Below are 17,936 nucleotides of genomic sequence, written 5' to 3' on the forward strand. Positions count from 1 at the left end.
ATCCCTCTCAATGACCTCCGTTCGGATCAATAGTCTCAAACAGTTCTGCGTTGTCGCTATAGTCAATCGGCACATCTATCAATACCGGTTTCTGCTGTGCCATCGCTTCCTCAAAAATATCCTGAAACGCTTCTGGCTTCGTCAATTCCAAACCAATAGCCCCGAACGCAGCAGCAAAATCAGGGATATTAACCTGTCCCAACGTGACACCACTGATGCGATGGTATTTCATCAATTCTTGTTCTAAAACCATATTGTAACTTCCATCACGCCAGATAAAATGGATGAAATGCAATTTTTCCCGCACAGCTGTTTCTAATTCCATGGCGCTAAATAAAAAACCTCCATCTCCGGAAATTGACACGACCTTTTCGTTGGGGAGAGCGTAATTGCTGGCAATCGCCCAAGGTAGGGCAACTCCCAGGGTTTGCTGACCATTACTGAATAATAATTGGTGTGGGCGGAAGGAAAAAAAATACCGTGCCATCCACATATACACGGTACCAATGTCACAACATACTGTTGTTGAATCATCAACCGCCTGCCTTAATTCATAGATGAAACGTAAAGGATGAATGGGTGAAGCCGTGTAGTTTTTTCCTGAATCAATTTTATCAAGTAAGGATTGACGGGAATGAACTATTTTATTGCTTAATGCTCGTTCACGTTTTTCCAGATGGGAAATCAGACTATTAATATTCGTTGCAATATCGCCTAATACCTCACAGGCAGGATGATAAGAGAGATGGATATCACAAGCATGGTAATCGATATGAACTACTGTTTTTTTATTAGAGGCATTCCAAATTTCCGGATCATATTCAACGGGGTTATAACCTATTGTGATTACCACATCAGCAAGATCCAGCAATTGATCTCCGGGCTGATTTTTAAATAACCCTACTCGCCCCACAAAAAGATCAACATACTCCTTCGACACGACACCAGCTGCTTGATAAGTGCCGATTAAAGCAAAAGGATGTTTTTTGAGTAAAGTTCGAATCGCCTTGGCATTATTTTGGCGACTTGATTCCATCCCAAGTAAAATGACTGGTTGCTTCGCCTGATTGATTAAGGCAGCAGCTCTTGCGATTAGCGCTTTTGGCGCCTCACCATATTCTGGTGCAGCAATGTCAGGAATCGGTTTACAATCAGTACTGTCATTCAACACATCTTGCGGCAAACTGATAAAACAGGCCCCACTGGAAGGAGTAAGAGCCGTACGGAATGCGTTAGCGACAATTTCCGGGATATTATCAACCCAATGGGCTTCAACACTGCTCTTGGTCACTGCCTCCATCAATTTAACGTTGTTAGTCCCTTGATGGGATTGCTTCAGGCTCATTGACCGGGCTACATTACCGCCGATCGCGATTACTGGGTCACCTTCTGTGGTTGCCGTCAGCAACCCAGTGGCAAGGTTAGCCACGCCAGGTCCAGAGGTCACTAAAACAACACCAGGTTTTCCAGTCAAACGGCCATAAGCTGCTGCAATAAATGCCGCATTTTGCTCATGCCGACAGACAATCAGTTTAATACGAGAATCAACCAAGGCATTGAATACTGCATCAATTTTAGCACCAGGAATTCCAAATACGTATTCTACACCTTGCTCTTCCAAGCATTTAACGAGTAATTGACCGCCTGTCATTTTTGCCATGAAAGATTCCTTCTTTTCAATCCATTAAAGCAAATAGTGATAACTCTCTTTATAGCACTAGCCAGAAAGGCGCGCAAACCTGTAAAGGTGTTTGACAATACCAGGTAGAAAGAGGTGGCAATTATTGATAAACAATTAAGGCTGCAGGCTTTTTTTAATTTCGGCTTCGGTATCAATAGGATCTAAATCACTCTCTTCATTTTTTTTAATTTCGAGCGGCATATCATTAGGATCATTATTATTCTCGTAACTATCCTGCACACGCATTTCCCTGATCACACTTTGATCTGCTTCCTGCGAGGAGTCAGCCGTATTGGCTATGCCAGCCTCATTTTTTCGCAATAATTCGGCTAATTGTTTGGGATAGACAGGAATAGGCATGGTAACTCTCAAAAAGAAAACAATTTTTTTTAGTATAGTTTCATTCTACAAATTTTGCTTCTATTTTGCACAACAACAGACTGGTACTGAACTAAGCGTTCACGTAAATTTACCTAGGTGGTACCCGGCTTTAAAGGATCAAGACGCACGCAATAACCTTTTTTAAGTAGAAGAAAATACTGGTAGCTGAAACGAGTAACAATATTCCTTCATCAGGGATATTTAAAATATATCTTGATTTTTTTTTGGTCATACTATTAAATCCACACGCACTTAATAATCAGGAGGTAGATTTAGATGTTAGGTTTTTTTAACCAAAAAAGTGCCTGGCGTGCTGGAATGCAGGCTTATCATGCACTCGTTTTCACTTATGCAGCTTATGATCTCTATATGAATCCAGCGTCCTTGGCTGAAAATGGCATGACCATGTTTGTTAGCACCCTATCTGGCTTGAGTTTAACAGAACATAATAGTGTCTTTACTGATCTTGGTGCAGCAGCACTCAACACCACCCAGATAGGCGCTGTTTATCAAGGTGTTACATCAGCGTGTACACTTGCCCCAGGACTATTCAATGCGGTGAAAGCCGTTGGTAATTTGGTGAGTGCGGGAGTTTCTGTCCTCACAAGTTGTCCGGATGAGCCAAGTCGGGATGAGTCAAGTACGCCAAGTGCTAAATTTAATTAACATTCACCAAACAACGTTAACCGGCAGGCTCAAATAGTGTGTCCATATATTTTTTAGCCTGCTGAATACAGAGTTGCTTTTCGTCATTAAAAATCCATTTAGGTGCATTCCGTGCTTCTGTAATGAGATGATCGGTGAACACAACTTTATTTTTTAAAGCATAAGATAGAGCTAAGGCAAAACGACATTTGGCGGTTAAAGAAGAGTTGATGGAATCGACGATGTTGCCTATTTGCTGGCACATATGCTGTAACGTATTGAATGGGCTCACATAATTTGCAAGAGAAAGCCGAGTACTGTTGTTATACCCCATGAGTCCTCTGTTATTAAAAGTCAGGCGCAACCCATTCGCTATTTCTCTTCGAATCACTTCAATCTTGGTAAGAAAAAAACTGTACTCAACCTCGTTAGCCGGAATGATATCCATCAAAAAAAGAACGATGGGCTGCTGAACTTCCACAATATTTTCAATCATGTAGGACAGTTCCACATAAAATCTTCCTTCATCGTATAACCTAGGTAAATGTATTGGTCCTAGGTTCGGAATTAGCAACTGGCACATGCTATCAACATGGGGAGAATCCTAATGGGAGACCTTTACGACGGTGCATCTTAGCAATGTGGGTAATCGTTGAATATACCAAATTACCATAATTACCCTATTGATTACCCTAGATCTCTAGGAGTAAGGATTTTTTGATTAATTGCGCTAAATTACGTGCTTGCATTTTGAGCATAATTTTCCGACGATGCAATTCGACGGTGGAGATAGCGATATCTAACTCCACTGCAATTTGTTTATTTAAATAACCGTCAACAACTAAATGCATTACCTGGCGCTCTCGTTCAGTTAACAAGGCAAACTGTTTGGCTACCTCAGTCATTTGCTGATAGTTTCGATTAACCTCGTTCTTGCTGGCCAATATAGTCTGGATTTTTTCGAGTAAAAATTGTTCATTAAAGGGTTTCGTTATGAATTCTTTGGCTCCGATTTGCATTGCTTGTACCGCCATAGGAATATCTCCGTGCCCGGTAATCATAATAACAGGAGGGCAATGGCTGCGCTGACATAATAATTTGAGTACCTCCATACCACTCATGGCTGGCATCCTTACATCCAATAAAACACAACCCTCTTCGAGCTTATCGGAATGCGCAAGAAACTCGTAAGGATTAAGAAATGTTTTGACTGCCAGCTTTACAGATTTTAAAAGCCATTCCAGTGCATTTGCGACATCCAGATCATCTTCAACAATATATACAGTACTAGCCATTATTTGCTTCCACAATGTAAGGGAGGCTAAATCTGCATATAGCACCTTCGTCAATGAGGTTATTTTCTATATACAATGCGCCGCCATGTGCTTTGATGATATTACGGCAAATAGATAACCCCACTCCCATGCCATATTCTTTCGTGCTATAAAATGGAGTAAATAAATTTTCAACAACATTTTGCGAGATACCTGGTCCGTTATCCATAATATAAACATTGATCTCATCGTTAGCTGTCTCTATTTTGATAGTTAACGTGGGTTGCCGAGTGTTGGACTCTAACATAGCCTCAAGGGCATTATTAATAAGATTTAAAAATACTTGTTTGATTTGATTAGAATCCAGGATGACCTTTGTTAGGTTTTTATCAAAATCATAATTTACGATTACGACAAAATCGAATGAAAAACGCGCTATTTTGACTGCATTTTCTGCTACTGAAGCTAAATCAACTGGCTCATAATGCAGCTCCCCATGGGTAACAAAACGCTTAATACGCTTGATAATCTTACCCATCAAATCAACCTGTTTGAGCGCAGCTTCTAAAACATTAGTCAGTTCTTCTTTATCAATATCATTCTGTTTTAAGCGGCGTACACTGCCGCTGAGGTAAGTGTTAGTAACGAGTAGTGGCTGAGAAATTTCGTGGGTTAACGTTGATGCAACCTCTCCTAACACATAGCAACGTGATAAGCGCGTAAGCGTAGTTTGCTGCCGTCGCGCCAATTCTTGAATATTCTTTTGATCGGTAATAAAACACCAGGTACCAATCATTTTAATTGGTTTTCCAGCCGCATCGCGGATATAACGACCACGTGCAGCAACCCATTCATAGCGACCATTCATGAGTCGAATGCGAAACTCGGCATTGTAATCATCCTGCTGAACAAAGGCTTCTTCCAACTCATTTACAATACGTTCGCGATCATCCGGATGCAATCGTGTCAGAAAATGGTTTAATCGCCCAATTTCCCCCTTGTAATCACCTAAAATAGATAACGACTCTGAATAGCCAAAATCAATGACGTCGTCTGAGATGAGATCCCACTCCCAGATATTTAATTTACCCGCATCTAACAATTCTCTAATGTGTTCATAAGAGATTTCAAATGGCGGAGGATCAGCCACTGTGCATTTTGAGCATTTATTTATGGTTTTCATAATTACTCAATATAGAAAAAATCTAATTATATCAACAAATTAAACAAATTGACACAAGTTTGCTCGTGGTGGTTTCTTAATTATCAAGGCTGAATCGTCTGATTAGTGGTTTACCCAGATAAAAGAACTTAATACTATATGATGATTCAAGATGAAACAAATATTGTCTCATGACAGACGATTAATACTTTAAAATATTAATCGAGCTAGCTATCGTTGACAGCCATCTTAAGTCTAAACTAAGACAATCACAACGCTTTAAGGAAAATGATATGAAAAAGCCAGTCTGTGTTGTTGTAGGCGTTGGTCCAGGCAATGGAGCTGCTTTTGCAGCTTGTTTTAGCAAGCAAAACTATAAGGTCGCCCTATTGGCACGTACAAGTGATTTTACAACTAAACTTGCGCTTGAACTGACGGACGCACAGGCCTATGAATGTGATGTCAGTGATAGTAACTCCATCCAACAGACTTTTAATAAAATCACCACCGAACTCGGGGAAATTGATAGTGTCATCTATAACGCTGGCTCAGGAAGTTGGGGAAATATTGAAGAAATTAAGCCAGAGGCGTTTGAAGCCAGTTGGCGTGTTAATACCTTAGGTTTATTCACTATCAGCCAGGCTGTCATTCCCGAGATGAAGAAAAAAGGCCACGGCAACATTATTGTCATTGGTGCAACTGCCTCTAGACGTGGAGGAATTAATACGGCAGCCTTTGCCTCTGCCAAAGCTGCCCAACGAAGCCTTACAGAATCGATGGCCAAATATTTATGGCCTTTGGGTATTCATGTTGCTCTGGTCATAATAGATGGTATCGTCGATTTACCCAACACACGGCAGCATATGCCAGATAAAGCAGATGATTTTTTTGTTAAACCGAATGATCTGGCAAACACCATTTTTTGGCTGACCCAACAACCTCCTTCAGCATGGTCTTTTGAAGTTGAAGCACGTCCTTTTGGGGAAACCTGGTAGAAAAAGAGAGGTAGAATTAAATTGAACTTCATTTTATTAGATAAAAATGATCAAACTTTTGGCTGACATTGGGGTGATAATCACCGCTATTTTACATCTTTGGTTTTTCATCCTCGAATTCTTTCTCTGGAAAAAACCGTTGGGCCGTAAAATTTTCCGAACACAGCCAGAGTTTGCTTTTCAATCAGCGCCACTTGCAGCCAACCAAGGTATTTATAATGGCTTTTTAAGTGCAGGCCTTATCTGGGGCTTACTATCCCCCGATCCCATAGAAGCATTTCATGTAAAACTTTTCTTCTTAAGTTGTGCTTTAATTGCTGGCATTGCCGGAGGGGTTCTCGTTCATTTAAGAATACTATTTATTCAAGCTCTGCCGGCCTTGATTACCTTGCTATTATTACTGATGCAATGACAAGGCCCTCCCCCGGGCTGAAGGTTTAGCTTGAGTGGTTCTGACCTATTTTGAGGGAGTCAGTTGATGAATAGAGCCCACCTGCACGGAATTATCCTTTCCAGGCCAATCTGCTAATAACCTGTAAAACCAGTGTAAAAAAGCTCTTTCATAAAAAATCTAAGGTATACTAATGATATTAGAAGTCTTTTTGGAATTTTCTTGAATACGTTTCCCTTTGATATTTATAAGTATATTGCAGCCAGTAATAGGCGTGGCCTGGGTGAAGTTGCTTTGACTTTTGCTTTACTTATTATGGGGTTAATTATTTTACAGGTTGCTCTAAGCAATCACTATTGGCCCCTATTCATTCTCATCATTCCACTTGCCTTTCTATTTACCCGCCTCTTTGTTCTTCAGCATGATTTAGGTCATGGGAATCTTTTTAAAAAGAGAAAATATAATGATTGGGTTGGGGTTTTTACCGGAATTATCCTTTTTACACCTTATTTTTATTGGCGCAAAGCCCATGCTATTCACCATGCCAATGGTGGTAATGCAGATAACAGGCCCTGGGTAGGGGACATAAAACTTCTCACCGTTAGAGAATACGAAGCAAAAAGTCGTTGGGGTAAATTGGTTTATCGGTTATATCGAAATAGCTTCGTCATGTTTTTTCTCGGCTGGATTTATGTCTTTGGGATTGATCAGCGTTTTTTTCGTAAACGCAAAGGCTTTGGTAAAAAAGAGCATCGAAGCGTCATAATCACCAATTTAGGTATTATTCTTCTTTACGGTCCTATCATTGCCATTGCAGGTCTGAAGTTTTTTTTAATAGCCATCCTATTACCCCAATGGCTTGCTGGTGCCTTGGGAATTTATTTGTTCTATGTACAACATAATTTTAAACATAGATATTTTGTTTCAAGTAGAGAATGGAATTTGCGTGATTCAGCATTAAAAGGAAGTACCTTCTATGATTTACCCCAACCATTCAAGTGGCTGACAGCCAATATTGGTTACCACCACATCCATACCTTGGCACCTAAAATTCCCTTTTATAAATTAGCAAAATGCCATAAAGAGAATGACTGTTTCAGTGCCGTATCCAAGTTGGGATTAAAAAATACCAAAGAGTTGATATCTCTCAAGCTCTACGATGAAGAAATGAAACAGATGATCACCTGGAAAGAATACAAAAGCACACGTGGCTAACCTTCGCCAGCAACATTGAAATACGACGTTCACATTAACTTATCTGGTATCAGCAAAACAGCGAGCGGCCAGTAAAACCGCTCACTGCTGCCAAAGCAAACTGTAAGGTCCAAGAAAACAACATTTATTGATTGGACTTATTGTCTTTTTTCTCACTGTCCAAACTTTTAATGCTGTCGACAAAACATTTCGTTTCCCCACGCCAGGGAGCCACAAACTCTTCACAATGATAACTAAGAATAACATGCTCATTATTTTGCATTGCACGCTCAGCCTGCTCAACAAGTTCAGATTTAAACTGTCCCAAGGTGAAGTGGAATTCTCGGCCCGTAGCACCGGTCGCATTATCAAGGCCGCCGCGTATCATTTCTCCTTCATAGGTTCCCCAATAGCGGCCTTCTTTGGCAACCTTCACAATAATTCCCGATTTCTGGCCTGATTTGGTTGTCCAGCATCCGGTTAATAAGCAGGTACTCATGATGAGTATAGAAAATAACATTTTTTTATTCATAGCGCTCAACTCCCAAAGGACGCACTCTATCCAATTTTCAATTTTTACACTAGCCACTACAATAAAGCCAGCCAGCACGATTTATTGTTAATCTAAAATCGAATGACTTATAATCAGCTTAGTTTAAGTTAGTTCGCTGTTCCATCTGCAACCTCAGTAAACAGCCCCGGCATCCACAATAACCGCTCTTATGACAAGCTTATGGAAACACAAAAAAAGATTTCTGCCATTTATACCGTAAAACACGAATTTCTTCATGAGTTTTGCCAAGAAATAGAAGAAGTTTCTGAGGTTATCGAAGATTTAGTATTTTCCCCTGTGAAAAAACTTAACGTATGTTTTGCCCAGGATATTTGGTTAGATCCCCATCTTGTAAAATTTCAATCCATTTCAGAAGCAGTCAAAATTCTTCGCCAGGCTGGTCATTTTTGGTATTTACATCCTATTGCCAACATAAGACGATCGCGTTTAATTGAAGAACAACTACGGAAATGTCCTTCTCTAATACGCGATTTTCCAGTCCAAACCGAGATTCCAGCTATAGGTAGTTTCAGTCTTTTAGATCAAAACACCTTAATCTACAGTCATAAGCGCCTCAAGAAATGGCCAGATGGAACGTGCTTTTTTAACGAAGACAAAACAAATCCACCCAATCGAGCCTATCTGAAATTATGGGAAGCACTTACCCTGTTAGAGGAATATCCTAAAGCAGGAGACTCCGTATTGGACTTGGGTGCATCGCCTGGCGGTTGGACCTATGTAATGCAATCCTTAGGCGCCAATGTTACTGCTGTTGATAAAGCGTTATTGGATACCAAAATTGCCCGTCTTCCCCGGGTGAGTTTTTTACAACAAAGTGCATTTTCATTAGAGCCCTCCAAATTAGAGCAAACTTATGATTGGGTCCTGTCAGACGTGGCCTGCTACCCTGACCGGGCTTATGCACTTATTATGAAATGGATAGCCTCTGGTAAGGCAAAACAAATGATTTTTACCATAAAATTACAAGGAAAAACTGATTTAGCTACCCTTAGACAGTTCCAAGAGATACCCAATTCCCGCATCGTTAATCTGTTTTATAACAAGCACGAAGCGACCTTTTTTTATCCCTGGTTGTCAAAGCCAGAGGAGCCTTGAGAGGATCCCATAGTTTGATTCTAAATTAATTACAGTGCAAAAAAATCTAAAAAATGATAAAATTGCGCAAATTAATAATTTATTGATCAATAAAAAAACAAAAATAACAGAATTGACGTAACCGTTCAAAGTTGAAAATTTGATTTTAATTCAAGAGGGGTCGTTTACCTCAATGAACGATGAAATTAAATTTTAACCAAGAATCGGCTTTTTGCGTAAATTCTCACCAAATTACCGTTTAGAGGCAATGTCATGTTAGATGTACGAAATATCAGTATGGATTTTGGCAAAAAATCTTTATTCCAAGAAGTGGATTTAATCTTGTTGCCTTCACAACGCTACGGAGTTGTTGGTGCCAATGGAACAGGTAAATCCACTTTTTTAAAGATTTTAGCGGGCGAGGAAACCTCGACACAGGGTACTGTCGAAAAAGCGAAAAATCTTAACATTGGCATTCTGAAGCAAGATCATTTCCGCTATGAAAATGACCGTCTTATCGATGTGGTGATCCGTGGAAATTCAATTTTATGGGAAGCCCTCGAAGAGAAAGATAAACTCTATTCGCAAGAAGATTTCACCGAGCAAGACGGTTATCGCCTCAGTGAATTAGAAGAAATTGTTATGCATCAGGGCGGGTATGAAGCAGAATCTACGGCGAGAAATTTATTACTGGGCCTGGGTATTGCTGAGAAATTTCATTACGGCCCCTTGAGTGCCTTATCAGGGGGTTACAAATTACGTGTTTTGTTGGCTCAGGTTCTTTATCAAAAGCCGGACATTATGTTACTGGATGAACCCACAAACCATTTGGACATTTTATCGATTGCCTGGTTAGAGCAATTCTTAAAAACCAATTTCAAAGGCCTATTGATTTTTATTTCGCATGATAGAGGCTTTCTCAATAATGTATCTACAAATATTCTTGATATTGACTATGATACTATCCTTGATTACCCAGGGAATTACGACAAATTTTGTTTAACCAAAGAAGAGCGATTAATTCTCAAACAAAGTGAGTTAAAGAACCAGGAAAAGAAAATTGAAGCACTACAAGGGTTTGTTGATCGCTTTGGAGCAAAGGCAAGCAAAGCCAGCCAAGCCGCTTCACGCCAAAAAATGATTGATCGTATCGAGTTAGTTGAGATAAAAGACTCCAACATTTTTAAACCTTACTTTAATTTTCAACAAAAAAATCCCTCCGGTAAGGTAGTACTGGTTGTAGAAGACCTTCATAAAAAATTTGACGAAAAAGTATTATTAAAGAAAGTATCCTTCAATATAGCAAGAGGCGATAAATGTGCCATTATCGGCCCGAATGGGATCGGTAAATCAACCTTATTAAAAATTTTATTGCATGAACTTAAATCCGATCAAGGCAATTTTGAATGGAATGAAACAGCCAAAATAGGTTATTTTGCTCAGGATTATCACAACCAGTTGGCAACAGAACAAACCATATTGCAATGGATAGAAAGTCATATTGCTGCGCCCGAGCAAGAAATCAGGAAAGTGTTAGGGCAAGTATTATTTCGTGGTTCAGATGTCGATAAAAAAATTGCGATGTTAAGTGGTGGTGAATCCGCACGCTTGATTTTGGCCAAGCTGATTTTAGAAAAAAATAATGTGCTTATCTTCGATGAACCAACAAACCATTTGGATCTTGAGTCCATTGATGCGCTGAGCGAAGCAATACAAGCCTTCCCAGGGGCAGTGCTCTTTGTTAGCCATAATCGCTATTTTATTGATCGGATTTCAACTCGCGTATTAGTATTAACAGAGCAATACGGCGTACAAAATTATTTGGGTAATTATCATGATTACCTCGAGCAATTTGGCAAAGATTATCTGACAATCGCTTAGAGTTTGAGTAAACCCATTACTGAGTAAAACAAACCATTTGTTTTGCTCAGTGATTAGTTAACTCACTGCCCCCCCACAGCCGGAAACCACGGCATACAAGATATCGCAGGTGTTAATTGTATAAAAATACTTCCTGATTAGGCAGCATTAACGCAGAGAATTCCTGTTGACAGTTTTTTCAACAGGAGATAAACCGCTTCTTAGCGCATACCAAAGTACAATGCCTGGCTCAGCATTTACAGTATCCTCATTGATTTTCAATCGGCCAGAACTGACCGCAGAAGAAACGGGAATCTTTTTCATTGTATTCATGGTGTGACGATGGCTTAAAATGGCGCGTTTTTTTGCTCTGCGCTTTTTCATTGAGTATTTTAATTTGCATAATAATCGTTTCTTCTTAGCTGCCATCTTAATTTTGGGCGCAGCATAAAGAGTCAGCAGATATAATTCTTGCTGTAACCGAGCAAGTAACACTCTTTTGAGATTATTATTTTTAAGATTGCTTGTTACTTGCTCCAGATGATTCTTAAGATTCTGTTTTTCAATCGCTTGCTTTTCCTTAAAGAAACCTAATTTACCTAAATACATACAACCTCCTTGTATTCGCTAACAAACAATTGCCATTCCTTGGCTGGGTATTTTCTCAGGTAATTATTAGTTAATAGTAGACGATTTTTAAGCTGTCAAACTTTTGAAAAAACACGATGTATTTTTTGTGAACAAGTAAAAATAGAGGTAACACCTCGTATTATCCCTCGTTTTGAGAGATATCATGGGGGCCTGTCCTAAGAAGTTATTAATACTGGAGATAGTCGATTGCCTGCTTTATTGACATGGCCATTTAATTTTATAAAAATTAAATAGCCAATTTTTTATACACAGGCACTAACAGTCTATCTTGGCTTGGAAGTTCAAAAACGAAAGATATCGTTTTTTTCCTCTGGTGCATCTGTATTCCCGCTCGCTCGTTCTGCATTTCCAAAACTGGAAAACCAGATATAGCGATTGCCAGAGGCATGGGTAATTTCTCTTGCCAAGTGTTGCCGTATAACACTTACCTCTTGGGTTTCGACTACCTCTTCCGGAATCAAATCATAATTTTGATTAGAGCTGACAATGACTTGGCTGACTAGTGGCTGCTGTCTTAAAAGCTTGGGGAGTGGGATTGCCCGCTGGTTGTAACACTCCAAAAATCGTTTAACTATTTCTTTATCTTTGCTTTGAGCAGAAATCTGCAAAGCCTCATGGATTTCTGGATGAAATGAAGCATTATTGACAATAGCCGGGACAGTCAATAAATAATCAATGAGCTCATAACCTCCCAGTTCAGCTGCCTTTCTAAGCGTACCAGCCGGGATAACAAACCGACTATCTTCGATAAAACATTTTAAACTTTCCACCAATCCTAAATTTAAACATCGATAAAAAGCATCATACTCTTTCTCATTGGGATTAAAGCGCGCATCGCTTAAAAGTACTTTAAGAACGGCAGGAAAAGAAATGGCTTCATACAACAAACTATGGGAAACAGTCGGGTTATAACCATCTTCATCCTCATAGCCTCTCTCTTCCAAGGGGTCAGAGGTTTCACAGCCTTTACGTAATAAAAAATCGGCAACAAGCTTATGGTTGCCAGTGATTACGGCGTCTTTTAAGTTGCCGAACGTCGGGGGAGTGAACCCCTCATTAAAAGCCGTGTCTTTAGAAGTGCTGCCCATTGGAGACTCCAAACAATTGCTGGAGTCCAATGATACATATTTTACCACTTTATATCAATATAAAGCAGAAACTGGACTATATTTGGTAAACTGAAGGTAAATCCTTCGTCGCAATCAACGTACAGGAAGATATAATCTGAACGAGGTTATCAATTTTAGCCCGTTGCAAGTAATTTGTTAATTTTTCAAACGATACACCCGCTCCAGTGCGATCAGTAGTTCGTTCTTTCAATAAAAACTCAATAAAGTCTGTTATCTCTAAAGGAGCTAAACCAGCATGTTCTAAAAACTCTTGAAATTCGGTCTTATCATCACGTAAATCCCCTCTTTGTAGGAAGCAAGTATTCACATTGATGCTGACTCGACGCAGTTTAGGTTCTGCCTGGCGACCGGAAAAGAAAGAAAAGAGCTTGCCGAGCACACAGGGCATAATGTTCTGATCGTTGCCATTTCGGGGAAGACTGGATTTTTTCAAGCTTACCACTAAATCTTCAGTAAATTGGCGCGTAACATTTCCTGCCATAGCACCATTAAGACGAATTTCTCCGGATACGGTTGTCAAGGCAACAATATGTCCATCACGTCCCCTGACTGTTCTTAATTCACTCTCACTGATTTCAGACAGGATCAGGGATCGAATCTTGCTGGCATCCTGCCCCATACCAGAAATCAATTGATCGCAAACTTCTTCATGGAGATTTAAAATAAAAAATTTGCCATTATCTTCTACAATCTCAGGAATAACACGCCTACTGTGCCTTCCAGGATCTTGCATCATCTTCTTAAAATGAAGAGCCATTGTCCTCTCAATTTCTCGTGCTCCTTCGCGTTTATGAAAACGCAGCACTATTTCATTATTCTCGGCTTTCTTAACTCCCACTAAGAGATAGTTTTCAAACAGATTTTTCTTTGCTTTGGCATGTTCAAAGGATTCAGTTGCCTGAACTGCAAGGTTGTTATAAGTCACTTTGCCGCGCGCGAAAATTTTTACATTAGGATTTTGGCGAAGTCCTTTACCATCTTTGACTAATTCGCCATTTTCATTCAGTAATCTATAACCATGAAGGTCTGTACCGAGCACAGCAATCCTGTAAGCTGTAGCCGCACCGCCTGCACCACCGATTACAACGACTCGTCTTGTTTTTACATCACTACTCAATTGCCTTTCTCTGGTACTGAGATCATATTCATTGCCATGAAGAATAGGAGTAAAACCTCTTTTCGCATCATAAGTCGAATAGTGTTGGTATAAACTTTTTCCCATACCAGAAGAAATACTTATTTCTTTACTTTGTCTTACGAATTCATACTGCAGGGCATTCTCAAAGGAGGTATTTTGTCCTATACCCATACCCAGTGAGAAATCAATGAACTGGGCATAAATATAAGCAATAAGCGTCTTGTTACCCTGGGGAATGGAAACCTTCAGTCGGTAATGATGAACAGTAGCCTCAACATGCCAGTCATCAAGATGTTTTTCTCTTCTTTCAAGTGCCTGCACGGACACACCATAAAACGGTGGTGGCGTATCTTTAAGAGCCATGTTAACTGTATTGGCATAGAAAAGATGCCTGGTGTTCGTTCTTAAAGTGCGCCCCATGCTTTGGCTCTTGGGAATAAAATCATTGGCAGTCGAATTACCCGGTATTTCCAACAGGGGATGTTCTTGTTCGGCCCGATGATCTGCACTGCTCCAATGACCCATGTGTTGCTCGGAAATGACTAGCGTTTCCAGACATAAAGGGCCAGAACTCTTCGTTGAAACATAATGCTGCAATTGTTTAAAGGCCTTCACAGCACTCTTGGGTATTGAGGGATCAGTGGTCATCAAGGTCATACCAGCGTAACCACAACCAACAAATAATCTCCCAACAAAAATGCTTGGGGGGACAAGAACATCCGTTTCATTAAGATGTTTATTGATGGCATCACGAGTAATCTGTTGCTTTCGCTCATTAATTACATAAGACTGCTCCAAAGCATCTAATGAATCGACAACACGCTCCAGATCATCCTCAGGTTTCTTCGCTACGAGGTCTAATTTGCCTGGGGTTTCCATTGTCAACGAGGCGTTACTGAGATTGCGCTTAAAAATTTGTAATTTAACCCATCCATCAGACACTTCTTCATCAAGAATGGAGGATTGGTAAGCTAAGTCATGATGTTTCGCATGGGTAGCGATTGCTTCTTTAAGCAGAGGCCAATACGTTGAAAAAAAGGCTTCAGAATCATTAGACTCGTAAGGGAAAGGCAGCTGTGCTCTAGTCCAGATGTCCTCAATGTTATAAATAATCTCATCAATTGTGTTGTATTTTATTTTACCCTTGCCATCAGCCCCGCGGTTAATCGCAACCACCAATCGATTTAATTGATTGGTGCGTCCATCTTTTTGCCATTCGACGGTTTGACTACCCGCAAATAAAGGTATTTCATGCAAACTAACATCTTTAATTGATTTACGCTTTACACCGATATCAGATTTAGGCATACCACCATTTCCACAACTAAAATGTTGCACAAAAGTATCATATGAACATTATCTGAACATTAAGAATGACTAAGAAATCACGTTCTTGATTAATAGAAGAGCGTCTTTAAGTTAAAAAAATCACCGGTTAAACGAGTTTTTTGATAGACAGGAACATTGAAAGAGAGAGAATATAAAACGCTCTGTTAAACACAATATTTTATTCGGTCTTTTATTAACCACAAAGACAATGTTGCTAATCAACCAGAGTGAAAATTTACCTTACAAGACAAGACGTAATTTTAACGTATAATCTATATTAAAAATAAATTTCGCAGATTAATTATGAATTATTTTCCTGTGGTAATTTATCTTTTCATTGCCTTGTTTCTACAAAATAACTTGGCACTGGCGCATAAATCTTCCCAACACTATATGGCTATGCTACAGGCAAGGAGTGAGCATGGCTATTTGCCCGTGGAACATGGTCAATTGTGGTATTGGTTTGTTAAAGCTGATCACCCGGATGCCCCGCTGACACTCTGGCTAAATGGCGGACCGGGATGCTCGTCGATGGTTGGACTATTTATAGAAAATGGCCCCTATCTTTTACAAAACATGGAAACTGTCACTAAACCGGCAGCTTACCATTTTAAAGAAAACCCTTTTGCCTGGACAAAGGTCTCCCATATGCTCTATTTGGATAATCCGGTAGGAACAGGCTTTTCTTTGCCATCACGGTATACCACTTCACCCAAAGAAATGCGTGAGAATGTAGTACAGGCTTTGCAGGAATTTTTTACTCGTCATCCAGAATTGAAAAAAAATGCGTTCTTTATTTTTGGTGAATCTTATGCCGGTAAAGATATTCCAAATATTGCTTATGAAATCAAACACTCTACTGATTTCAACCTCAAAGGGATTGGTATGGGTAATGGCTTTATTGATCCTCATTCAATCAATATTACTCAAGTCGAATTTGCTAGAAATAATTCACTCATTGATGAAAAAAAAGCAAAAGAGCTCTTAGCCAAAGCCCGCGCTAAATGGCAACAATTCTATGAACTGCAGGATAAAGGAGAAAAACCAAGTTTGTATTTAGCTAAAAAAACTGCTTATTTTACTCTCGGAAGATTAAAAGAAATATTGACAAAAAAACACCAAATTCCTGTTGTTAATACCTATGACATTCGCATTATTAAATACCCTTATATTCGAGATAATTTAAACCACTTTCTAAATGATGAAAATTACAAGCCAGTAAAAGCCAAAGGATCGTGGGTAGAATGCGGTAAAGATAATCATATTGTCCGCCATTATCTAATGAATTCTATTCCCCTTTCGTCAGCCCCTCTTATTGTAAAATTATTAAAAGACTTTCAATTACCGATATTGATTTTTAATGGCATGGACGATCTGATGGTTCCTTATTTGTCGCACCCTATGTGGCTTAATAAATATGATATACGTATACAAGCTAAAGATAATCGGGGATTAATCTATCAAGCTGTCGACTATCCGCTGGAATTAGTGTTTGTGAAAGAGTCAGGCCATATGGTTTTATTAGATCAGCCGGAGTTAGCTTTTGAGCTATTTAAAAATTTCATAGAACGCTATGAATGATAAAGCTCGCTTTTTTAAGGCTCTGGTAGATTATTGTTTTCAATTCCTTCATGCGGAAATTGGTTAAGTACCGCTGGATTCGCATTATAAACGATGTACCAACCTCGCCCGCCTGGTTCTACTTCTAGAGCGATATAGCTGAGCTCTATTTTAGAACGAATATTAGCCAACACCGAAGCAGCATCCGTTTGAGTAGAAAATAATTTAGACTTTAGGAAATTACCATTAGTATCTGAAGCCACCTTAAAACCAGCCTCAGAATCCTTAAGTATCTTTGCTATTTTATCCTCATTTTTTGGGTGAAACATACCTGAATCCACATAACAATATCTAATTACATTATAGATAAGCAATAGGTGGTTTTTTTCTATTTATTAATTTAAATAAAATTATAAAGAAAAAAATAGAAAACAAACAAATTAACGCAATAAATTAATCTACCAGAAATAACAAGACCTCTCTTTCTATGCGACCCATACCGATTAAAATAATTAATAAAATCAACATTAAAAATCAAAAATACACCCAATGCTAGAACAAAAACTATAAAGAACTATTTCATCCTTTTATACTGATAAAAAATGCGCCTTCTTTCACGAAATTTTCAAGTCGATTTATATAATATTTTTTAGTTTCATACCGGTATTATCCGATACTAGGCTTTCATTCATTAAGTCCATGATGGATACTCTAAAGCGACTAGAAAGAACTCCTGATTAACCAAGCTAATTTTTATTATTAAATTTTTGCACACGCCCTTATCAATCGCTGTTTCCCATCTCTTGATTGACGCCTCTGGCTTAATAGCGCAATTTAATGCATTATGTACAAAGCAGTGCCTGGACTAGTCATGGACATGTTGCTAACCATTTTCAT

The 17,936-nt window shown here is 39.2% G+C and carries 17 protein-coding genes; 7 read left to right on the top strand and 10 right to left on the bottom strand.

Going from position 1 to position 17,936, the window contains the following annotated elements:
• Window positions 1–7 precede the first annotated feature (7 nt).
• Together alsS and DYC89_RS11880 are read right to left on the bottom strand one after the other, a co-directional pair.
• Complete coding sequence (gene alsS / locus DYC89_RS11875) at window positions 8–1,660, bottom strand: acetolactate synthase AlsS (protein WP_115221972.1); 1,653 nt, start codon at window positions 1,658–1,660, stop codon at window positions 8–10.
• Between the two features lie 135 nt (window positions 1,661–1,795).
• On the bottom strand, window positions 1,796–2,041 hold the full coding sequence (locus tag DYC89_RS11880; protein WP_115221973.1) for a hypothetical protein: 246 nt from the start codon (window positions 2,039–2,041) through the stop codon (window positions 1,796–1,798).
• Window positions 2,042–2,338: 297 nt separating this feature from the next.
• On the opposite strand from DYC89_RS11880, the gene DYC89_RS11885 reads away from it, so the two are divergent.
• The gene (locus DYC89_RS11885; protein WP_115221974.1) at window positions 2,339–2,728 is read left to right on the top strand and encodes a hypothetical protein; all 390 of its coding nucleotides are present in this window, start codon (window positions 2,339–2,341) and stop codon (window positions 2,726–2,728) included.
• A gap of 16 nt (window positions 2,729–2,744) precedes the next feature.
• On the opposite strand, the gene DYC89_RS11890 is transcribed toward DYC89_RS11885, so the two are convergent.
• The 3 genes from DYC89_RS11890 to DYC89_RS11900 all read right to left on the bottom strand — a co-directional run bounded on the left by DYC89_RS11890 (window position 2,745) and on the right by DYC89_RS11900 (window position 5,164).
• Window positions 2,745–3,203 carry a hypothetical protein gene (locus DYC89_RS11890; protein ID WP_115221975.1) on the bottom strand — a complete coding sequence of 153 codons (459 nt, stop codon included), beginning with the start codon at window positions 3,201–3,203 and terminating at the stop codon, window positions 2,745–2,747.
• Between the two features lie 196 nt (window positions 3,204–3,399).
• Window positions 3,400–4,002: a response regulator transcription factor gene (locus DYC89_RS11895; RefSeq protein WP_115221976.1), complete on the bottom strand. Its 603-nt coding sequence runs from the start codon at window positions 4,000–4,002 to the stop codon at window positions 3,400–3,402.
• Window positions 3,995–5,164 (bottom strand): ATP-binding protein, encoded by a 1,170-nt coding sequence (locus DYC89_RS11900; RefSeq protein WP_115221977.1) that lies wholly within the window; start codon window positions 5,162–5,164, stop codon window positions 3,995–3,997. Before DYC89_RS11900 ends, DYC89_RS11895 begins: the two co-directional genes overlap by 8 nt.
• A gap of 272 nt (window positions 5,165–5,436) precedes the next feature.
• Between DYC89_RS11900 and DYC89_RS11905 the strand changes: the two genes are divergently transcribed.
• The 3 genes from DYC89_RS11905 (at window position 5,437) to DYC89_RS11915 (ending at window position 7,744) form a co-directional block, all read left to right on the top strand.
• Complete coding sequence (locus DYC89_RS11905) at window positions 5,437–6,138, top strand: SDR family NAD(P)-dependent oxidoreductase (RefSeq protein ID WP_115221978.1); 702 nt, start codon at window positions 5,437–5,439, stop codon at window positions 6,136–6,138.
• Window positions 6,139–6,184: 46 nt separating this feature from the next.
• A complete protein-coding gene (locus DYC89_RS11910) occupies window positions 6,185–6,550 on the top strand; it encodes a DUF1304 domain-containing protein (RefSeq protein WP_181879390.1) in 366 nt (121 codons plus the stop codon).
• 201 nt (window positions 6,551–6,751) lie between these two features.
• Entirely contained in the window at window positions 6,752–7,744 is a 993-nt protein-coding gene (locus DYC89_RS11915; protein WP_115221979.1) for a fatty acid desaturase, read from the top strand.
• 124 nt (window positions 7,745–7,868) lie between these two features.
• On the opposite strand, the gene DYC89_RS11920 is transcribed toward DYC89_RS11915, so the two are convergent.
• The gene (locus tag DYC89_RS11920; RefSeq protein ID WP_115221980.1) at window positions 7,869–8,255 is read right to left on the bottom strand and encodes a hypothetical protein; all 387 of its coding nucleotides are present in this window, start codon (window positions 8,253–8,255) and stop codon (window positions 7,869–7,871) included.
• 201 nt (window positions 8,256–8,456) lie between these two features.
• Here DYC89_RS11920 and DYC89_RS11925 point away from each other — a divergent pair, with 201 nt between their 5' ends.
• The gene (locus DYC89_RS11925) at window positions 8,457–9,392 is read left to right on the top strand and encodes an SAM-dependent methyltransferase (protein WP_115221981.1); all 936 of its coding nucleotides are present in this window, start codon (window positions 8,457–8,459) and stop codon (window positions 9,390–9,392) included.
• Between the two features lie 252 nt (window positions 9,393–9,644).
• Window positions 9,645–11,252, top strand: a complete 1,608-nt coding sequence (locus DYC89_RS11930) for an ABC-F family ATP-binding cassette domain-containing protein (protein WP_115221982.1) — start codon at window positions 9,645–9,647, stop codon at window positions 11,250–11,252.
• A gap of 147 nt (window positions 11,253–11,399) precedes the next feature.
• On the opposite strand, the gene DYC89_RS11935 is transcribed toward DYC89_RS11930, so the two are convergent.
• From DYC89_RS11935 to DYC89_RS11945, 3 genes are all read right to left on the bottom strand, one after another.
• Window positions 11,400–11,840, bottom strand: coding sequence for a hypothetical protein (locus DYC89_RS11935; protein ID WP_115221983.1), 441 nt, complete (start codon window positions 11,838–11,840; stop codon window positions 11,400–11,402).
• Window positions 11,841–12,163: 323 nt separating this feature from the next.
• Window positions 12,164–12,970, bottom strand: coding sequence for a hypothetical protein (locus tag DYC89_RS11940; protein ID WP_115221984.1), 807 nt, complete (start codon window positions 12,968–12,970; stop codon window positions 12,164–12,166).
• 76 nt (window positions 12,971–13,046) lie between these two features.
• Window positions 13,047–15,458 carry a hypothetical protein gene (locus DYC89_RS11945; RefSeq protein WP_115221985.1) on the bottom strand — a complete coding sequence of 804 codons (2,412 nt, stop codon included), beginning with the start codon at window positions 15,456–15,458 and terminating at the stop codon, window positions 13,047–13,049.
• Between the two features lie 324 nt (window positions 15,459–15,782).
• On the opposite strand from DYC89_RS11945, the gene DYC89_RS11950 reads away from it, so the two are divergent.
• Window positions 15,783–17,060, top strand: a complete 1,278-nt coding sequence (locus tag DYC89_RS11950) for a S10 family serine carboxypeptidase-like protein (RefSeq protein ID WP_115221986.1) — start codon at window positions 15,783–15,785, stop codon at window positions 17,058–17,060.
• A gap of 14 nt (window positions 17,061–17,074) precedes the next feature.
• Here DYC89_RS11950 and DYC89_RS11955 read toward each other — a convergent pair whose 3' ends face one another.
• Entirely contained in the window at window positions 17,075–17,368 is a 294-nt protein-coding gene (locus DYC89_RS11955; RefSeq protein WP_115221987.1) for a hypothetical protein, read from the bottom strand.
• Window positions 17,369–17,936: the final 568 nt, after the last annotated feature.

Source organism: Legionella donaldsonii (assembly GCF_900452385.1).
In the GTDB taxonomy this organism is placed as follows: Bacteria; Pseudomonadota; Gammaproteobacteria; order Legionellales; family Legionellaceae; genus Tatlockia; species Tatlockia donaldsonii.

Bases quoted from the DNA above. Each gene is read 5' to 3' on its own strand.
- DYC89_RS11920 (WP_115221980.1), bottom strand. From the start codon at position 8,255: ATGAATAAAAAAATGTTATTTTCTATACTCATCATGAGTACCTGCTTA.
- DYC89_RS11950 (WP_115221986.1), top strand. From the start codon at position 15,783: ATGAATTATTTTCCTGTGGTAATTTATCTTTTCATTGCCTTGTTTCTA.
- DYC89_RS11890 (WP_115221975.1), bottom strand. From the start codon at position 3,203: ATGATTGAAAATATTGTGGAAGTTCAGCAGCCCATCGTTCTTTTTTTG.
- DYC89_RS11925 (WP_115221981.1), top strand. From the start codon at position 8,457: ATGGAAACACAAAAAAAGATTTCTGCCATTTATACCGTAAAACACGAA.
- DYC89_RS11880 (WP_115221973.1), bottom strand. From the start codon at position 2,041: ATGCCTATTCCTGTCTATCCCAAACAATTAGCCGAATTATTGCGAAAA.
- DYC89_RS11885 (WP_115221974.1), top strand. From the start codon at position 2,339: ATGTTAGGTTTTTTTAACCAAAAAAGTGCCTGGCGTGCTGGAATGCAG.
- DYC89_RS11945 (WP_115221985.1), bottom strand. From the start codon at position 15,458: ATGCCTAAATCTGATATCGGTGTAAAGCGTAAATCAATTAAAGATGTT.
- DYC89_RS11930 (WP_115221982.1), top strand. From the start codon at position 9,645: ATGTTAGATGTACGAAATATCAGTATGGATTTTGGCAAAAAATCTTTA.
- alsS (WP_115221972.1), bottom strand. From the start codon at position 1,660: ATGGCAAAAATGACAGGCGGTCAATTACTCGTTAAATGCTTGGAAGAG.
- DYC89_RS11910 (WP_181879390.1), top strand. From the start codon at position 6,185: ATGATCAAACTTTTGGCTGACATTGGGGTGATAATCACCGCTATTTTA.
- DYC89_RS11900 (WP_115221977.1), bottom strand. From the start codon at position 5,164: ATGAAAACCATAAATAAATGCTCAAAATGCACAGTGGCTGATCCTCCG.
- DYC89_RS11905 (WP_115221978.1), top strand. From the start codon at position 5,437: ATGAAAAAGCCAGTCTGTGTTGTTGTAGGCGTTGGTCCAGGCAATGGA.
- DYC89_RS11935 (WP_115221983.1), bottom strand. From the start codon at position 11,840: ATGTATTTAGGTAAATTAGGTTTCTTTAAGGAAAAGCAAGCGATTGAA.
- DYC89_RS11940 (WP_115221984.1), bottom strand. From the start codon at position 12,970: ATGGGCAGCACTTCTAAAGACACGGCTTTTAATGAGGGGTTCACTCCC.
- DYC89_RS11955 (WP_115221987.1), bottom strand. From the start codon at position 17,368: ATGTTTCACCCAAAAAATGAGGATAAAATAGCAAAGATACTTAAGGAT.
- DYC89_RS11895 (WP_115221976.1), bottom strand. From the start codon at position 4,002: ATGGCTAGTACTGTATATATTGTTGAAGATGATCTGGATGTCGCAAAT.